Raw genomic sequence first — 18,002 nt, 5'->3', positions numbered from 1 at the left:
TTCGCTTGTTAGCGATCCGACAGCAGCGACAGCAGTCGCAGGATCTCGGTGTAGAGCCACACCAGGGTCACCGCGAGGCCCAGGGCCACGCCCCACGCTGCCTCCTGCGGTGCGTTGGTGCGCACGAGCTTGTCAGCCAGGTCGAAGTCCTGCAGGAATGCAAGAGCTGCGAGGACCACGCAGAAGACGCCGAACAGGATGGACATGGTGCCGCCGCCGCGCAGCGGGGACAGGCCGGTGAACAGGTACAGCAGGAAGTTGCCCAGCGCCATGATGAAGGCACCGAAGATCACGCCGGTGAGGATGCGGTTGAAGCGCGGGGTCACGCGGATCGCGCCGGTGCGGTACACAACCAGCATGCCGATGAACACGCCGATGGTGCCCAGGATGGCCTGGCCGATCATCATGCCGGCATCCGCGCCGCCAACGCTGAAGGCGCCGGACACGGCGAAGGAGAAGCCGCCGAGGAACAGGCCCTCAAACACGGCGTAGAGCAGGGTGATGGTGGGGGAGCCGAACTTCTTGCCAAAGGAGTGGACCAGAACGGTGATGAAGGCTGCGATGGCGCCGCCGAACGTCAGCACCGCGGCGAGCGGCTGCACACCTGCGCCCCACAGACCGAAGGACACGACGGCGGCGGCGATGATCACCGCGAGGGTGATGCCGGTCTTCGCCGTGACATCATCAATCGTCATCGGGCGGGACACCGGCTGCCCCATCGGGGCGCCGTACTGGTCGTATCCGTATTCGTAGCCGGGCTGGTACGGCTGACCGCCGCGCGAATTCTGAACCTCTGCCCCCGGCAAATTCTTCAAAACAGGGTTAGTGCTGCTCACGTACCCTCGTTCCTTTCATTGTCGGTGATGTAACTCACCTCTACCAACGCTTCGGCCGCCAGATTAGTTCCCAGATTGTTGAAAATGGTAGTTCGCAACGCCACCCGGCGTAGATTTGGGCGCATGCGGTGGATTTCGGACTATGCGGCGCGCCTGCGCCAAGGCCCGCGCCTAGGCGGGCACGTGGTGCGCGAGCACATCGCGGAGGCGACAGGCGACGCAAACGCGGCGGCAGACCCGTTCATTTTCCGCTTCGACGAGTTCGAGGTCCACGCCTACCACGCGGAGCTGCCGCTGCCCCACACCCTGTACGCCACGTACGGCCTATCCCGCGTGAATTCGACAGTCCCTGTCGCCGGCACACAGACCGAGCTGACCATGCGCGTGCCGGCGGACACCCCTGTCCCCTACGCGTGGCCCGCGGAACAGCTCGCGGCCATGGTCGCCTTGATCCGCCGGACCGGCAACGAAATTGCGCCGGGCCACCACCTGCGCCTCGCCGCGCCAGTGACCGAGGATGCGACGATCTGCGGCTTCACCTTTGTCACGGACCCGATCCTGGGTGTTATTGAGACGCCGACAGGAGTCGTCCGCTTCACCTACGCCGTAGGCGTGACGGCACAAGAGTTGGACGCAGCACTGTCCTGGGACCCGACCAAGTTCACCGGGGTGCTCGGCGATTATGTGCCGCTGGGTATCACGGACCCCGCGCGGGAAACCATTCTGTCCTACCCCGACGCCCGCGCGCGGGTGGAGGCGGGGACGTTGGAGGATGGATCGTCGATAAGCGCGGCCCACGCCAAGCTGCTGGCGGTGGACAGCAAGGGCCGCATCGACATGGACACTCGCGCGGCGCAGGCGCTTCTGCGCGCGGCTCGGCACCGTCTGGGGCGCGGCCGCTCCTTCGCCCTGGTGCGCGACGAGACGTGGCTGCTGCTCGGCCCGGACGCGCCGTTCGAGGCCGGCGCCACACACCTGCAGGTCCCCGCGACGCGCCCGCTTATCGACGAACTCCTAGCCACCTTCGACACCACCCCCGGCGTGTACCGCCTTCGGACCGTGCCGGTGGAGATCCACGTGGTGGGTGACCGTTAATGCCGCACTCGCAAACACCCACTCTGGTCTGGTTCCGCGACGATCGCCGCCTGACGGACAACGCCGCGCTTGCCTGGGCAGCCGAGCGAGGTCCTGTTGTGGGCCTCACGATCGATGAAACCGTCGGCCGGCCGCTCGGGGCGGCTGCTCGGTGGTGGAGGGCGCGCAGTGAGGCGTCGTTAAGCACGAAGCTCCCGCTGATCCGCGCGAAAGGTGACCCTCGGGAGGTGGTGCCGCGAATCGCCGCCGAGCTCGGTGCGCGGGTGACGTGGAACCGGTGAACACCGGCTCCGGCACCCCGTTTCGCGTGTTCACGCCCTTCTCCAAAGCGGTGCAGGCCTTGCTTGCCGACGTTCCCCCACAGCCCCTCCCCGCCCCCGACATCACCCCATCTTCAACCCATTACTGCAGCAGGAGAAGTTCGACCCGGAGGGAACGTACACCACCCGCTGGGTGCCCGAGGCGTTCACCCCGCTCTACCCAGAACCGATGGTGGACGTGAAAGAATCTCGCAGGCAAGCGTTGGAAAGTTACAAGGAAATGCGCGGGGGCATGTAGGTTCGACCGTATGCAACGCCAAGGTACGTCCCACGCTGCCGCCATCGTAGTGGTGCTGTGCACTTTCCTGCTGGGTCTCGCAGGCATCGCAGCGCCCGCGGCCCAGGCCCAGCAGGGCAACGTGGTGGTCTTCGGTGACTCCTTCCCGGCAAACCCGGACCAGCACCGCAACAGGATTGCAAAGATCCCCGGCTCCTCCAACCTGCCGTACATCGCGGACTACCCGCGCACCGGCAACTGCATCCAGGGCCCGGATAACTACCCGCGCCAGCTGGGCCTTATCACCGGTTACGACGTACGCGATTGGTCCTGCTCCGGCATCGCCTCGCGGCACATGATGAAGCGGGTCGACATGCCGATCGAGGCGGGCGACCTGAACCCGGGTACCCGCGCGGTAGTCCTCGCCGTCGGGTTCAACGATTTCTGGCCCACCGGCCTCCACGAGATCGGGCCGGGTTTTGATCCTGGGCGCATCCACGATGAGTACGCGGCCAACATGCGCGCCGTCGCAGCCCGGATCCGCACGGTGGCCCCGTACACCAAACTGATCATGCCGGGCATGCTCTCCATCTCCGAGCCGTACGGCCTCAACAGCGTCTGCGTCCTCAACGTTGTGCCGAACGTGCCGTTGGGCGTTCCGCTGCCGCTGCTGCAGGATGTGGAATCCTGGGTCCGCGACAACCAGGAGGATGCGGCGCGGGAGATCGGCGCCCACTTCATCGACATCAAGAGCCAGACCACGGGCAACAACACCTGCGCGCGCGACCGCGACCGCTGGGTCTCCGGATACGTTGACACCACCACCGCCCACTACCAAATGCCGTTCCACCCGGCGCGCGCCGGCTCCATCTACGTAGCCCAGCAGATCGCCCAGGTGCTGTAGTTCCCCGTGACCGACACTTTCCTAAAGCGCTACGACCGCATGTGCGACCATGCGGCCGCCCAGGTGATCGAAGGGTACTCCACGAGTTTCTCGCTGGCATCGAAGTTCCTGGCGCCGCCGGTACGCCGCGACATTGCCAACCTGTACGCAATGGTGCGCATCGCGGACGAAATCGTAGATGGGACAGCATCCGCTGCAGGTGTCGATCCAGCCGATGCACTCAGCGCGTACGAGGCGCAGGTGCTCGCCGCGCCGAGCACGCGCTTCCACACCGATCCGGTGCTCCACGCCTACGCGGCCACCGCGCGGCGCTGCGGATTCGATCCGGAACACGTGGGGGCATTCTTTGCGACGATGCGCAGCGACCTCACCCAAACCGACTACGCCGATGGCGATCTGGAGACATACGTCTACGGCTCCGCGGAAGTCATCGGCCTGCTGTGCTTGGGCGTTTTCCTGGCCGGCCGCGACACCGACCCCGCCGCCCGCGCCGAGATGGAGGCCGGGGCCCGCGCCCTCGGGTCAGCGTTCCAGAAAATCAACTTCCTGCGCGACTACGGCGAGGACCGAGACACCCTGGGCCGCCGCTACTACGATCTCGACGACGCGACGAAAGCCGCGGTCATCGACGAAATCCGCGCCGAACTCGCCCAGGCGAACGAAGCTATTCCCTTGCTGCCTCGTTCTGCACGCGCTGGCGTCGCCGCGGCTGCTGCCCTGTTCACTGAGCTGACCGATATCGCCGACCGCACCCCCGCCGCCGTGCTGGCCACCACCCGCATCAGCGTCCCCACCCACCGCAAGCTCGTGCTCACTGCCCGGGCGGTAACGGGGCGGCCATGACACAGCAGACACAGCACGCCATCATCATCGGCGCCGGTGTTGCGGGCCTTGCCACCGCGGGACTGTTAAGCCGCGAGGGCTACCGGGTCACGGTGCTCGAGCGCCTAGACACCATCGGGGGCCGCGCCGGGGAAGAAACCATCGAGGGCTTCCGCTTCGACACCGGCCCGTCCTGGTACCTCATGCCAGACGCGTTCGACCACTTCTTCGAGCTCATGGGCACGTCCACCGCGGCGGAGCTGGACCTCGTCGACCTCTTCCCCGCATACCGGCTCTTCCCGGAGCACCGGGCGCCTATCGACGTTCCCTCCGGCCGCGCAGAAGCCCAGGCACTGTTCGAATCGATCGAGCCGGGCGCCGGAGCAGCATTGGCCGACTACCTCGATTCAGCCGCACAGACCTACGACATCGCCGTCGACCGGTTCTTGTATACGAACTTTGACAGCGTGAAATCTTTCGTCGATAAGCGGATGCTCCCCCGATACCGTGAGCTGGCGAAGTTCCTCGCGGTGCCCTTGGATCGCTTCGTGGAGGCGCGGTTCGCGGATACGCGGCTGCGGCAGATGCTGACGTATCCTGCGGTGTTCCTGTCGTCGCGGCCGTCGCGCACGCCATCGCTGTACCACCTGATGAGCCACACGGACCTCACCCAGGGCGTGCAGTATCCGCAGGGCGGGTTCGCCGCTGTGACGGATGCGCTCTACCGGCTCGCGGTGGCGAACGGCGCGCAGATCCGCTGCGGCGCCGACGTTGCCGCGATCACCTACGCCGGCCCGCGCGCAACCGGCGTGCGCCTGACCAACGGCGAGGAACTCGCGGCCGACATCGTCGTCTCCTGCGCCGACCTCCCCTTCACCGAGACGCGCCTGCTGCCGAAATCGAAGCGCACCTACGATGAGGCCTACTTCGCCCCCCGCGATCCCGGCCTGGGCACGGTGTTGGTGATGCTCGGCGTGCGCGGCGAGCTGCCGCAGCTCGAGCACCACAATCTGCTGTTCAGTGAGGACTGGGAGGACGATTTCGACGCCGTGTTCAACGCGCCGGCAGCCGCCCGTCCGCTCGGCTCCTCGCGCTCCATCTACGTGTCTAAGCCCTCCGCGACCGACCCGTCGACCGCCCCGGACGGCTGCGAGAACCTGTTCGTGCTGGTCCCGGTCGCAGCCGCCGAATCACTCGGGCACGGCACCATGTATCGCGGCGACGGTTCCGAAGCCGTCGAGCGCATTGCGGACGCGGCGGTGGCGCAGATCGGCCAGTGGTGCGGCATCGAGGACCTGGCTGAGCGAGTGGTGGTGCGACGCACCCTCGGCCCCGCCGACTTCGCCGAACGCTATCACGCCTGGTCCGGTGGCTCGATCGGTCCCGCCCACACCCTGCGCCAATCCGCATTCCTACGCGGCTCGAACCGCTCAAAGAAGTTGAAGAACCTGTACTACGCCGGCGCAACGACGGCGCCGGGTGTCGGCGTTCCCATGTGCCTCATCTCCGCCGAGAACGTGCTCAAGCGCTTGCGCGGCGACCGCTCTCACGGGCCGCTGGAATCGGTGCCCCCAGTCGGACTCGAACCGACACTTGGCGGATTTTAAGTCCGCTGCCTCTGCCAATTGGGCTATAGGGGCCTTTGCTTATCGACGAAACTCCATGCAGCATACGGCACCCCACCCCGCGCCCTGCAATATGCCACCGAAAGGCCCGCCAGGCGAATCGGTTAGATCACGTAGAGTGGCTCCAACTTTGACATATCCGAATCTTCCACTTTCCGTGATCGAAATTCTTAGCCAATTATTACCCTACTTACCTTGCTAACAACTCTGATGTCGAATACATTATCTAGTAACGTTAAACGTGCTGGACGAAACGGAGGTGGATCGTGCACTTCACCACAGAGATGAACAATGACCTTTGCAAGGTCGGCCAGGCGATGCGCGATGCCGAGTTTGCCGTTTTTGGCCGCTTCGCGGAACCCGGGTGGGAGCTCGCAGACCTTGAGCAGGAAGCGCTGCTCATTGCCACTTCCTTAGGACGCAGCACACGCTGGGCGGAAGGCTGCATCATGGCGTACCACGCCCTGCAGATCTTTCCCCGCCTAGTTGCGTTGCAGCGCGACACCCGCCGCCTTGACATCTCCCGCGTTGAAGCCATTGCAGAAACTGCACTTATCCTGTTCAACCTGAACGAGGCAGAGATTTGGCAGGAGTTCGACCAGGTGCTGGTGGACATGTTCACCCCCACCAAAGTGGCACAAGCAATGCCTTCCCCTGCCGCCATCCGCCGTCGCCTCAACATGCGGTTGCGCCGCATTGATGCCGCACTCGCCCCAAACCCCAGGAAGAAGAAGGAACGCAAGGAAGCTCAGGAACGCGAGTTCCCCACCAGTTCGATCGACTTCTTCGGTTTCAACGAGCTCGAATCTTCCATGACGTTCACCAGCGATGCAGGCACCCTCGAACAGGTCCACACCTACATCAACGATGTCGCCAGAGCCCTCAACTTGCCTCTCGCCGAGGCCGCCAAGACCGTGTTCACCGGCCGGGGCGGTACCGCCCCCAAGGTGGTTCTCCACGTCTTCGCGCCGAAGGACGACCGCTCCTCCTACTACCTCCCCAACTTCGGGTGGACCGATAGCAGCGGCACGGCGGAGCTGGATGCCCTCATGGAGGAGCGCCCGCCAAAGATCGTTGACTTAGACGTCGCAGCCGAAGCCACCACGGAGTCCTACACGCCCACGGCGGCGATGAAAGCCTTCGTTCAGGCCCGTGACGGCCACTGCATCTATCCAAACTGCGATAAACCGGCAACGAAGTGCCAACTGGACCACAGGATCCCCTTCGGGGCTGGCGGCCCCACCACCGCATCAAACCTCTTCTGCCTCTGTGCAACACATCACAACAGGAAAACCGATAAAAAGGCGTTCTACCTGCCCGATCCCGCCACCGGAGACATCGTGTGGCTCTTCGCGGACGGCACCTACGCCACCACACAACCCGAAGGCATTCTCACCAGATTCACCGCCCCCACGTCACCACGATGGGCCACCACCCTTGCCCAAAAGCAGCAGAGACTCGCGGACGCTGCAGAGTTCGATGCGCGTTGCCATGCTGCCGTCGAAAAGTACGAGCACTCCCGGGACCTCTGGGAGTGCTACACGGAGCTCGACGCGCTGGAGAAGCAGTTTGGCAAGCGCTTCGACTACTGGCCACTCGGCCCCGACGAGGACGACCCGTACTGGGACACCCTGGAAGCTGCAGAAGACGCAGAGAACCCCGAGGGCGCAGTCCCGTTTTAAGTACTACGGTGGGGGTGGCTTCAACCCACTTAAGGAGTGCGCAATATGAATGCTCGCAATGATCGCGAACGCTTCGGCTTCATGGTCAACCCGGATTTGACCTACCGCCGAATCATCTTCAACACCGATGCTGCGAACCAGTTCCTCGGACCGGTGGTCCACGAGACGGTCCGCGTCGCTTTCGTCCAGCAGGACAACCAGTTCGATGCCGTCTTCTCTCCGGAAGCGCGCGAAAACTGCGCGCTGCCGAACCCGCTCGCCTCCATGGCACTGAACACCGCGACCACCGATAACCCGGACTTCCTCACCGACCCGACGAATGCCATCTCCGGCCCGGTGATCTTCCTGGGCCGCGGCGGCAAGAGCATCGACGACGACATCGTAGAGCAGATTAAGCAGGCCATCCGCGCGGTGCGCAATTACCGCGAGGACAACCCGGAGGAGTTCCAGCTCTGGCAGAACGCGGTGCTGAACATGGGCAGCCACCAGGAGTAACTACTCACTGAAGCTGAACACCTTCCCGCCGCCCTCGCCGACGGCCGTCGAACCACCGACGGCCACGGCGGGGGCGTCGAACATGTCGGTGAGGAAATCGGCCACCCACTGCACCAACTCCGTATCGCGCAGGTTCGGGCTGTTGATGGCTTTGGACTCGCGCGGCATCGGGACCTGCAGCGTCTTCGCCGCGGCACGGAAGTTCGCGCCCGGGTACAGGCGCTTCAAACGCACCTGCTTGGAGTCCGGCAGCTCCACCGGGTGGAACTTAATGCGCGTGCCCTGGCTCAGAATATCCGCAACCCCCACCGCACGTGCCTGGTGGCGCAGGCGCGCCACAGCCATGAGGTGCTCCACCTCCGTCGGCAAGGGGCCGAAGCGGTCCACCATCTCGTCGGCCACCTTCTGCAGGTCATCTTCGCTGCGGGCCTCCGCAAGCTTGCGGTACACCTCGAGGCGCAGCCGCTCCGCGCTGATGAAGCCCTCCGGAATGTGCGCGTCAACGGGCAGGTCGATGCGGATTTCCTTGGGGGCTTGATCGGTAGCGTCGACAAGCGTGCCCTGCATCAAAGCCTTGTAGGCCTCCACCGCCTCGCCGACAAGGCGCACGTACATGTCGAAACCGACACCGGCGATGTGGCCGGACTGCTCCGCGCCCAGCACGTTGCCGGCGCCGCGCATCTCAAGATCCTTCTGCGCAACGGCAATACCGGCGCCGAGGTCGTTGTTCTGGGCGATGGTGGCTAGGCGGTCATAGCTCGTCTCCGTGAGCGTCTTGTCCTTCGGGTACAAGAAGTAGGCGTATGCGCGCTCGCGGGAGCGGCCCACACGGCCGCGCAGCTGGTGCAGCTGGCTCAGGCCCATGTTCTGCGCGTTTTCCACGATTAAGGTGTTCGCGTTAGCGATATCCAGGCCGGTTTCCACGATGGTGGTGCACACCAGCACGTCGTACTCGCGGTCCCAGAAACCCTGCACCGTCTGCTCCAGCAGCTGCTCGCTCATCTGGCCGTGCGCCACCACCACGCGCGCCTCCGGCACCAATTCTCGCAGCTGACGCGCGGTTTTTTCAATGTCGGAGACCTTGTTGTGGATGTAGAAGACCTGGCCGTCGCGCAACAGCTCGCGGCGGATCGCGGCAGCCACCTGCTTGTCCTCGTAGGGGGCCCACGTAGGTGAGCACGGGGTGGCGGTCCTCCGGTGGGGTGGTGATGGAGGTCATCTCGCGGATGCCCGTCAAGCTCATCTCGAGGGTGCGCGGGATCGGCGTCGCGGTCATGGTCAGCACGTCCACGTGGCTCTTCAGCGCCTTGATGTGCTCCTTGTGCTCCACGCCGAAGCGCTGCTCCTCATCCACCACAATCAGGCCGAGGTTCTTCCACTGCACGCCAGTTGCCAAGAGGCGGTGGGTGCCAATCACCACGTCGACGGAGCCGTCCGCCAGCCCCTTGATGATCTCCTTCGACTCCGTCGCAGAAGTAAAACGGGACAGTTCGCGCACCGTGACGCCGAAACCGTCCATGCGCTCGGAGAATGTGGCGTAGTGCTGCTGGGCCAAGAGCGTCGTCGGTACGAGCACCGCGACTTGCATGCCGTCCTGCACCGCCTTGAACGCGGCGCGCACCGCCACCTCGGTCTTGCCGAAGCCGACGTCGCCCACGATCACCCGGTCCATCGGCACCGGCTTCTCCATGTCTTCCTTCACGGCCTCGATGGCGGCGAGCTGGTCCTCCGTCTCCACAAACGGGAACGCATCCTCCATCTCGTGCTGCCACGGCGTATCCGGGGCGAATGCGTGCCCCGGCGCCGCTTGGCGCTTCGCGTACAGCTCCACGAGCTCGCCGGCGATCTCCCGCACCGCCGCACGCGCCTTGCGCTTGGTGTTCTTCCAGTCGCTTCCGCCCATTTTGCTTAACGACGGCTGCTCCCCACCCGAATACTTCGACAGCAGGTCCAGCGACTCCATGGGCACCCACAGCTGGTCGCCCGGCTGCCCGCGCTTGGCGGGCTGGTACTCCAGCACAATGTATTCGCGGCGGGAATCTGCGATGGTGCGCTCCGCCATCTTCACAAACTTGCCGATGCCGTGCGTTTCATGCACCACGTAATCCCCCGGCGTGAGCGCCAGCGGGTCGACGCGGTTGCGGCGGCGCGGGGCGCGGCGCTTGGCTCCGGCGATGTCGCCGACGCGGTTGCCGGTGACATCGGTCTCGGTCACCACCACCAGGCCCGGGCCGCCGAACACAACACCGCTGTGGGATAGCGCCTGGTACAGGGTGACTGCGCCCTCCACGGGCTCAAGGCCCGGGGTGGCAACGCGGGCAGAGATCCCGTGCTCGCGCAGGCGCTCCGCAGTGCGGTCAATGGTGCCCTTCGCCGGGGCGATGAAGGCGACCTTGCCGTGGTTGTCCTGCACGTGCAGCTTCAGGGTGGCGTAGAGCTGCTCGATCGCCTTCGGCTCGCCCTTCGGTGCGGGCGCGGATTCGAATTCCAACGGCAGCGTCTGCGTATCGTCCGCCACGAACATGCCCGGTGGCGCGTACGTCCACCAGGCGTTGCCGGCCTTGCGGGCGGAGACCTGCAGGGACTCGTAGGAACGGTAGGAGGACGCGGAAACGTCGAGGCCCTCCACTGCCACTGGCCCCTCCGCGCCCATTGCCGCAGCCTCCCAACCGGCCTCGAGGAATTCGCGGTCGGTGGACTGCAGGTCCTCAATGCGGGCGCGCACCTTCTCCGGTGCGGTCACCAGCACCACGGACCCGGACGGCATGAGCTCCGGCAGCACACTCCACGCCTCGTTGGTCAGCGCAGGAAGCAGGGCCTCTTCGCCGTCCGCATGGGTGGATTCGCTGATCCTGGTCAGCAGACTGACAAGCGTGGGGTTGGAGGGGAATTGGCGGGCGAGTTCGTCGGCGCGGCGGGCAACGGAATCGTCGATAAGCAATTGCCTCGCGGGGAAGAGCTCGACGGTGCCGACCTCTTCGATCGTGCGCTGGTCCGCCACCGCGAAGCTGCGGATGTCGGTGACCTCGTCGCCCCAGAATTCAATGCGCACCGGGTTGGAGGCGGTGGTGGGAAAGACGTCGATAATGCCGCGGGTGGCAAATTCGCCGCGCTTGGCCACCATGTCCACATGCTCGTAAGCGAAGCGCTCGATGCGGCGGATCAGCGCCTCGAAGTCCTGCTCCTGGTCTAACGCAACCGTGATCGGCTCAACTGGGGGCAGCGCAGGCTGGCACACGGCGCGGGCCGGCGCGACGATGACGCGCGGCATCTCCCACGCAACCTTGGCGCGGCGGCCCACCACGTCCGCGGCCGGGGAAAGGCGCTCGTGCGGCAGGGTCTCAATCGCCGGGTAGTGGCCGACGTTGTCCTCGCCAGCGATGGCGCACAACTCGCCGGCAAGATCCTCCGCCTCGTGGCTGGTGGGCGTGACCACAAGGACCGGTGTCTCGCGTGCAATGGCGCCCGCCACCCAGGCGCGTGCCTGATCGATGGCGGTGATGTGCAGCGCCTCGTCCCCAACACGGGCGCGGACACCCTTGAGCTTCGGATCCGTCAGCGCGGCGGTGAGTACCCCGGCAAGCGGCGGGATGTCCTGCGGTGTGCGTGTGGTCATGCGTCCTTCTCGGTCTCAACATCTGCGACGTGCGGCAGCGCCTCCAGCCCGCGCAGCCCGTTCCAGCACAGGTTAGCGATGTGCTGGGCCGTGGAATACTTGTCCGGCTTACGCTCATCCAACCACCACAATGCAGTGTTGGACACGGTGCCAACGAGGGCCTGACCGTACAGCGTGGCCGCGCCCTCATCCAATCCGCGGTGCTGGAAGGCCTGCGCCAGGAGGTAGGACACCTGCGCGGTGACCATGTTCAAGATGGTGGAGTACGTCCGCTCCTCCCCCGGCAGCTGGCCGTGGGCCAGGATGATGAAGCCGTCCGTCTCCTCTTCGACGAACGTCAGCAGCGCCAGCACGCCGTTCTCAATGCGCTCGCGCCAGCGTCCCTCCTGGATCACGTCCACAATAGCGTCGTGCAAGCGCTGCATCTCACGCTCCACCACGGCGCGGTAGAGGCCCTCCTTGCCGCCGAAGTGCTCGTACACCACCGGCTTGGATACCCCCGCCCGGGCCGCAATCTCCTCCACCGTCGTGCCTTCGAACCCGCGTTCCGCGAAGGTGGCGCGGCCGATAAGGATGAGTTGCTCCCGGCGCTGCGCACCGGTCATTCGCTGACGGGCCATGACACACAAGCTTACGTCCCAGTTCATGTACCGCTGCTTGGGGTTCACCTGAGGATCGGATACACTGACCAACTGTTCTTTCCCCATGGTGTAATTGGCAACACTACGGTTTTTGGTACCGTCATTCATGGTTCGAGTCCATGTGGGGAAGCCAACACACTTTCACCCCCGCGGGGGTATTTTTCGGGCAACTTTTCGGCCTATTTCGCGCTACTTTCGGCAGGTGAGGTACCCAATCTCGCAACAAGCACGGAAAGGAAGCGCCATGTCCACCGCAACCCCGAACCCGAACGATCCGAAGCGCACCGGCGACGCTGCACAGACCCGCGCCACCGACTCGAACACTGAAGAGCACGTGAGCACCAACGCCGGCGGCGGCTCCAACAGGTGGCTGTGGTGGGTTGGCCTGCTGCTCGCCGCGATCCTGCTGTTCTTCGGCTTCCGCTCCTGCAGCGGCGGCGATCAGGAGCAGCCGACCTCCCCCACCGCGGAGGTGACCGCCACCGCAGGCGAGACCACCACCGCCGCGAACTAGTGCTTCTGTAGCGCCGGCTGCTGCCCCGGCTCGACCACGACGAACTGGCCCATCATGCCGGAGTCCTCGTGGAAGAGCATGTGGCAGTGGTACATGTAGGCCAAGGTGGGATCCGGGTAGTAGCCGATCTCAACCAGCAGGGTCACCGTCGCCAGCGGCGGGATGACGATGGTGTCGTGCCAGCCGTCGGGCAAGGCAATTGCGCCGCCTTCCACCTCAACCACCGCGAAGCGGGCGTTGTGGATGTGGAAGTTGTGCGGCCAATCGTCGTTTTCATTGGCCACTCGCCAGAGCTCGCGCCCCGCATGGTCCACCACAAAGTCCACGCGGTTCATGTCCATCGTCTGCTCGTTGATCTGGAAGCCGTTCAGGCGGAACTCGCGCTCCTCCACGGCGCCGTCCAAGGTGACCGCTTCGGCGCTCAATGTTTCCGGCAGCGGGGCCGGCTCGGCGGTGTCGGCGAGCGGGGCCTTAATTTCGAGCAAGTCGAAGGTGTCCGCGAAGCCGAACCCCTTCGCCGCCTCCGCCGGCAAACCGCCCCGGCGGGGGATGCCCACGCTGCGGAGCATGAGATCCTTGCCCGGTTCCAGGTCCACGATGATCTCGGCGCGCTCCCCGGGGCTGAGCAGGATCTCATCCACCTCCACAGGCGCGGGCAGCAGGCCCTGATCCGTCGCCACCACGTTAAACGGCACACCCAGCGCCAGATTGTGGAAGCGCATCGTCGCGCCGTTGACTAGGCGCAGGCGCACCCGGCGCGTGGCAGCGTCGAACCGCGGCTGCGTGATGCCGTTAACTACCGGCGTGTCCCCCAACAGGCCGTACGTGGGGTCGATCGTTTCGTCGAGGTGGCCGTCCGCGGTGAACTTCGCGTCGGTGATGATGACGGGGATGTCGTCCACCCCGTAATGTTGCGGCAGCCCCAGCGCGTCCGAGGGATCGTCCGCCACAATAATGCCGCCCGCCAACCCGCGGTACGCGTGCAGCGCGGACATTGCGTGCGGGTGCGGGTGGTACCAGCAGGTTGCGGCGGGCTGATCCACGTCCCATGCCGGCTCCCAGGTCTCGCCCGGACCGAAAGCGAGCGCCGGGCCGCCGTCCGCCGCCGCCGGCAAGTGCAGGCCGTGCCAGTGCACCACCGTCGGCTCATCCACGCCGTTGCGCACGCGCATCTCGATGCGCTCCCCGCGGCGCATGTACAGCGTCGGGCCGAGCCAGGCACCGTTGAAACCCCAGGTCGGCGTGTGCTTGCCTGGCAGAATCTCGTGCTCGCCGGCCTGCGCCGTCAGTTCGAAGCGGCGGGTGGCGCCGTCCAACTCCCCCTCCTCCAGCGGTGGGATGGGCAGCGGCCGCGGCTGCTCGAATGACGTGCGCGGGGCCGCGCAGCCTGCAAGGACGGCGGCCGCAGTCAGCACCGCCCCTTTCACGAACGTCCGCCTGCTGAACTGAGCCACGTAGAACCTCCCGGTAAGCCGACACTTATAAAGCACAAGGCTACGCCAGACCCTACTATCCGGAAGTTGTGTCGAAGCTGCCCAACGAAGACCGCAACGCGCGCCGGTTCATCTGGTCGAACGGCCTGCAGAACATCGGCGGCCAGATCGTCGCCCCGAAAACCGTGCTGCCGTGGCTGTTCACCGCCGCAGGCGTGCCCGCAATCTTCACCTCCTTCCTCGTCCCCATCCGCGAATCCGGCTCCATGCTCCCCCAGGCCGCGCTCACCCCGTGGGTGACATCGCAGCGCTCCCGCAAACGCGTGTGGCTCATCGGCTCCTGGGGGCAGGCCGCGGCCGCCGCAGGTATCGCCCTGAGTGCCCTGCTTTTCGACGGCACCTTGCTCGGCCTCCTCGTCCTTTTCCTGCTCGCGGTCTTGGCCGTCTTTCGCGCTCTATGCTCCATCGCCGGCAAGGACGTCCAGGGCCGCACGATTTCCAAGGGCCGCCGCGGGGAGATCACCGGCCGGGCTACGGCTCTCGCGGGAGCGTTCACCCTGGTAATCGGTCTTGTCCTGACGTTTCTGCCCAACGAGCTGCCCCAGTGGGCTGCCGCCGCCCTCCTCGCGGCGGGCGCCTCGACGTGGGCCTTCGCCTCCCTCCTCGTATTCCGAGGCATCAAAGAACCTGAGGCGGAGACCGACGGCACCAAGGGCGGGGGCAGCAGCCTGCGCGACACATGGGAACTGGTCAAAAGCGACAGCGACCTGCAGCGCTTCCTGCTTGTGCGTTCCCTGATGCTGGTCACGGGCTGTCCACGCCGTTCATCGTGGTGCTGGCCAGCGCGGAGGGGGCAGACCTGACCGGCCTCGGCGCATTCATCATCGCCTCGGGCGGCGCATCGCTTTTGGGTGGGCGGATTTCGGGGCTGTGGTCGGATCGATCGTCGAAAAGCACGATGGCCTGGGCTGCGGGCGTGGCCTCCGTGGTGCTCGTGCTTCTAGTGCTCAGCGCGCGCCTGGCACCGGAAGGGGTCAACGCGTGGGTGTTCCCGCTCGGGTTCTTCCTTGTCAACCTCGCACACACCGCTGTGCGGGTGAGCCGCAAGACGTACCTGGTTGATATGGCGGAGGGGGATCGCCGCACCGTGATTACCGGCGCGTCCAACACCGTGATGGGCGTGGTGCTGCTGGTGGTGGGCGCGGTTTCGTCGGCGGTTTCCATGCTCGGCCCGCAGGCTGCGCTACTCTTCCTCGCGGCGATCGGTTTCGCCGGAGTTGTCGGCGCGTCGCGGCTCAAGGACGTCTCGGCCGACACTGCCTAAGCGTTATGCTGGTGGGCATGCCTACCCATTCAGAACGCGCCGTTGTGGTGCTCGCCGCGGGTGCGGGTACCCGCATGAAATCGGACCGCCAAAAGACGCTGCACGAAATCGGCGGGCGCAGCCTACTGTCCCACTCCCTCCACGCCGCGGCCGGTGTTTCGCCGGATTATCTGGTTGCCGTGGTTGGCCACCAGCGCGACCAGGTCTCCCCTGCCGTAGACAGCATCGCAGAGGCTATGCACGTGACCATCCTGCAGGCGGTGCAGGAGGAGCAGAACGGCACCGGCCACGCAGTGCAGGTGGGCCTTTCCGCGATTCCGGACTTCCAGGGCACCGTGGTGGTGACCAACGCGGACGTGCCGCTGCTGCAGCCTGAGACAATCCAAGCGCTCGTGGAAAAGCACGAGCTCGAGGAAGCGGCCGTGACGGTGCTCTCCCTCGAGTTTTCCAACCCCACCGGCTACGGGCGCATCATCCGCGACGCGGACGGCAACGTCCAAGAGATCGTGGAGGAAAAGGACGCGAACGAAGAGCAGCGCCGCGTGCGCGAGGTCAACTCCGGCGTCTTCGCGTTCGACGGCGCCGTGCTGCGTGACGCACTGACCCGCATCACCACCGACAACGCGCAGGGCGAGCTCTACATCACGGACGTGTTGGGCATTGCGCGTGCCGACGGCAAGAAGGTCGCCGCCTTCACCGCCCCCGATGCGCGCGAGCTCGCCGGCGTGAACGACCGCGTGCAGCTCGCCGCCGCGGGCAAGGAACTCAACCGCCGCCTGGTGGAGCGCGCGATGCGCGCCGGCGCGACGGTGATTGATCCGGCGACCACCTGGATCGGCGTCGAGGTGGAGATTGGCCGCGACGTTATCATCCACCCGAACACCCAGCTGTGGGGTTCCACCGTGATTGGCGACGGCGCGGTCATCGGCCCGGACACCACGCTCACCGACATGGAGGTCGGTGCCCGCGCCAAGGTCGTACGTACGCAGGGCGAGCTGGGCGTTATCGGCGAGGAAGCATCCGTCGGCCCGTTCACCTACATCCGCCCCGGCACCGAGCTGGGCGCGCGCGGCAAGCTCGGCGGCTTCGTGGAGTCCAAGAACGCAAAGATCGGCGAGGGCTCCAAGGTGCCGCACCTGACCTACGTGGGCGACGCGACGATTGGCAAGGAAACCAACATCGGCGCCTCCAGCGTGTTTGCGAACTACGACGGCGTGAAGAAGCACCACACCGTCATCGGCGATTACTGCCGCACCGGCTCCGACACCATGTTCGTTGCACCCGTGACCGTGGGTGATGGCGCCTACACCGGCGCGGGTACAGTGTTGACTCAGGATGTTCCGCCGGGAGCCCTGGCTATCAAGGAGGGCCGCCAGCGCAACATTGAAGGCTGGGTGGAAGCCAACCGCCCCGGCACCGACGCGGCTGAGGCCGCACGAAAAGCACGAGAAAGTTAGGCAGGATACGCATGACTGGTTACTCGACTGAAAGCCACAAGGACCTCAAGGTCTTCTCCGGCCGCGCTCACCCAGAGCTCGCGGAGGCGGTTGCCAAGGAGTTGGGCATTGACCTTGTGCCGACCACGGCGCGGGACTTCGCCAACGGCGAAATCTTCATCCGCTTCGAGGAGTCTGTCCGCGGATCCGACTGCTTTGTCATGCAGTCCCACGCGCAGCCGCTGAACAAGTGGCTGGTGGAGCAACTCATCATGATTGATGCGCTGAAACGCGGTTCCGCCAAGCGCATCACCGCGATCCTGCCGTTCTACCCCTACGCCCGCCAGGACAAGAAGCACCGCGGCCGCGAGCCGATTTCCGCCCGCCTCATCGCCGACCTGCTCACCGCGGCCGGCGCGGACCGCATTGTCTCCGTGGACCTGCACACGGACCAGATCCAGGGCTTCTTCGACGGCCCGGTGGACCACATGCACGCAATGCCGATCTTGGTGGACTACATCAAGTCCAAGTACCCGCTGGACAACCTCGTGGTGGTCTCCCCGGACGCCGGCCGCGTGAAGTCCGCGGAGAAGTGGGCGAACTCGCTGGGCGACGCCCCGATGGCGTTCGTGCACAAGACCCGCGACATCGACGCCGCGAACAAGGTCGTGTCCAACCGCGTGGTCGGTGAGGTCGAGGGCAAGGACTGCATCCTCATGGATGACATGATTGACACCGGCGGCACCATCGCCGGCGCCGTCGGCGTGCTGAAGGAGGCCGGTGCCAAGTCCGTCGTCATCGCCTGCACCCACGGCGTGTTCTCCGACCCGGCGCGCGAGCGCTTGAACGACTGCGGCGCGGAGGAAGTCATCACCACCGACACCCTGCCGCAGGACACCGAGGGCTGGAAGAACCTCACGGTGCTCTCCATCGCCCCGCTTCTGGCGAAGACCATCCGCGAGATCTTCGAGAACGGCTCCGTGACCACCCTGTTTGAGGGCCAGGCGTAACACACGTGGCCCGGTTACGCCGGCCCCGGCGT

The 18,002-nt window shown here is 65.6% G+C and carries 14 protein-coding genes, 1 tRNA gene and 2 pseudogenes; 12 read left to right on the top strand and 5 right to left on the bottom strand.

The window, feature by feature from the left end:
* Positions 1 to 8: 8 nt before the first annotated feature.
* Positions 9 to 836: a Bax inhibitor-1/YccA family protein gene (locus JZY91_RS03330; protein ID WP_234948552.1), complete on the bottom strand. Its 828-nt coding sequence runs from the start codon at positions 834 to 836 to the stop codon at positions 9 to 11.
* 123 nt (positions 837 to 959) lie between these two features.
* Here JZY91_RS03330 and JZY91_RS03325 point away from each other — a divergent pair, with 123 nt between their 5' ends.
* The 6 genes from JZY91_RS03325 to crtI all read left to right on the top strand — a co-directional run bounded on the left by JZY91_RS03325 (position 960) and on the right by crtI (position 5,801).
* A complete protein-coding gene (locus JZY91_RS03325) occupies positions 960 to 1,931 on the top strand; it encodes a suppressor of fused domain protein (RefSeq protein ID WP_234948551.1) in 972 nt (323 codons plus the stop codon).
* Positions 1,931 to 2,212, top strand: a complete 282-nt coding sequence (locus JZY91_RS03320; protein ID WP_234948550.1) for a deoxyribodipyrimidine photo-lyase — start codon at positions 1,931 to 1,933, stop codon at positions 2,210 to 2,212. Before JZY91_RS03325 ends, JZY91_RS03320 begins: the two co-directional genes overlap by 1 nt.
* 109 nt (positions 2,213 to 2,321) lie before the next feature.
* Complete coding sequence (locus JZY91_RS11810; protein ID WP_370639278.1) at positions 2,322 to 2,489, top strand: hypothetical protein; 168 nt, start codon at positions 2,322 to 2,324, stop codon at positions 2,487 to 2,489.
* Between the two features lie 10 nt (positions 2,490 to 2,499).
* Positions 2,500 to 3,372, top strand: a complete 873-nt coding sequence (locus JZY91_RS03315) for a GDSL-type esterase/lipase family protein (RefSeq protein WP_234948549.1) — start codon at positions 2,500 to 2,502, stop codon at positions 3,370 to 3,372.
* A gap of 39 nt (positions 3,373 to 3,411) precedes the next feature.
* Positions 3,412 to 4,215, top strand: a complete 804-nt coding sequence (locus JZY91_RS03310; RefSeq protein ID WP_234949032.1) for a phytoene/squalene synthase family protein — start codon at positions 3,412 to 3,414, stop codon at positions 4,213 to 4,215.
* Positions 4,212 to 5,801: a phytoene desaturase family protein gene (crtI, locus tag JZY91_RS03305; protein ID WP_234949031.1), complete on the top strand. Its 1,590-nt coding sequence runs from the start codon at positions 4,212 to 4,214 to the stop codon at positions 5,799 to 5,801. The genes JZY91_RS03310 and crtI overlap by 4 nt, the downstream gene beginning before the upstream one ends.
* On the opposite strand, the gene JZY91_RS03300 is transcribed toward crtI, so the two are convergent.
* Positions 5,761 to 5,834 (bottom strand) — tRNA-Leu (locus JZY91_RS03300). The two genes, crtI and JZY91_RS03300, sit on opposite strands and share 41 nt — an antisense overlap.
* 251 nt (positions 5,835 to 6,085) lie before the next feature.
* Between JZY91_RS03300 and JZY91_RS03295 the strand changes: the two genes are divergently transcribed.
* Both JZY91_RS03295 and JZY91_RS03290 read left to right on the top strand, forming a co-directional pair.
* On the top strand, positions 6,086 to 7,501 hold the full coding sequence (locus JZY91_RS03295; protein ID WP_234948547.1) for an HNH endonuclease signature motif containing protein: 1,416 nt from the start codon (positions 6,086 to 6,088) through the stop codon (positions 7,499 to 7,501).
* 45 nt (positions 7,502 to 7,546) lie between these two features.
* A complete protein-coding gene (locus JZY91_RS03290) occupies positions 7,547 to 7,996 on the top strand; it encodes a hypothetical protein (RefSeq protein WP_234948546.1) in 450 nt (149 codons plus the stop codon).
* Here the strand turns inward: JZY91_RS03290 and mfd are convergent.
* Both mfd and JZY91_RS03280 read right to left on the bottom strand, forming a co-directional pair.
* A pseudogene (gene mfd, locus JZY91_RS03285) lies at positions 7,997 to 11,612 on the bottom strand (transcription-repair coupling factor).
* Positions 11,609 to 12,232 (bottom strand): TetR/AcrR family transcriptional regulator, encoded by a 624-nt coding sequence (locus JZY91_RS03280; RefSeq protein WP_234948545.1) that lies wholly within the window; start codon positions 12,230 to 12,232, stop codon positions 11,609 to 11,611. Before JZY91_RS03280 ends, mfd begins: the two are co-directional and overlap by 4 nt.
* 265 nt (positions 12,233 to 12,497) lie before the next feature.
* Here JZY91_RS03280 and JZY91_RS03275 point away from each other — a divergent pair, with 265 nt between their 5' ends.
* Complete coding sequence (locus JZY91_RS03275) at positions 12,498 to 12,767, top strand: hypothetical protein (RefSeq protein WP_234948544.1); 270 nt, start codon at positions 12,498 to 12,500, stop codon at positions 12,765 to 12,767.
* Here the strand turns inward: JZY91_RS03275 and JZY91_RS03270 are convergent.
* A complete protein-coding gene (locus tag JZY91_RS03270) occupies positions 12,764 to 14,194 on the bottom strand; it encodes a multicopper oxidase family protein (RefSeq protein ID WP_234948543.1) in 1,431 nt (476 codons plus the stop codon). The two genes, JZY91_RS03275 and JZY91_RS03270, sit on opposite strands and share 4 nt — an antisense overlap.
* Before the next feature lie 95 nt (positions 14,195 to 14,289).
* On the opposite strand from JZY91_RS03270, the pseudogene JZY91_RS03265 reads away from it, so the two are divergent.
* The 3 genes and pseudogenes from JZY91_RS03265 to JZY91_RS03255 all read left to right on the top strand — a co-directional run bounded on the left by JZY91_RS03265 (position 14,290) and on the right by JZY91_RS03255 (position 17,970).
* Positions 14,290 to 15,524: pseudogene (locus JZY91_RS03265) on the top strand (MFS transporter).
* Positions 15,525 to 15,541: 17 nt separating this feature from the next.
* A complete protein-coding gene (gene glmU / locus JZY91_RS03260; protein ID WP_234948542.1) occupies positions 15,542 to 16,981 on the top strand; it encodes a bifunctional UDP-N-acetylglucosamine diphosphorylase/glucosamine-1-phosphate N-acetyltransferase GlmU in 1,440 nt (479 codons plus the stop codon).
* 11 nt (positions 16,982 to 16,992) lie between these two features.
* The gene (locus tag JZY91_RS03255) at positions 16,993 to 17,970 is read left to right on the top strand and encodes a ribose-phosphate diphosphokinase (RefSeq protein ID WP_234948541.1); all 978 of its coding nucleotides are present in this window, start codon (positions 16,993 to 16,995) and stop codon (positions 17,968 to 17,970) included.
* Positions 17,971 to 18,002 lie beyond the last annotated feature (32 nt).

The organism is Corynebacterium sp. CNCTC7651 (assembly GCF_021496665.1).
GTDB lineage: Bacteria > Actinomycetota > Actinomycetes > Mycobacteriales > Mycobacteriaceae > Corynebacterium.
Note: the sequence above shows the minus strand (reverse complement) of the source record. Positions and strands in the feature narration are given on the sequence as shown.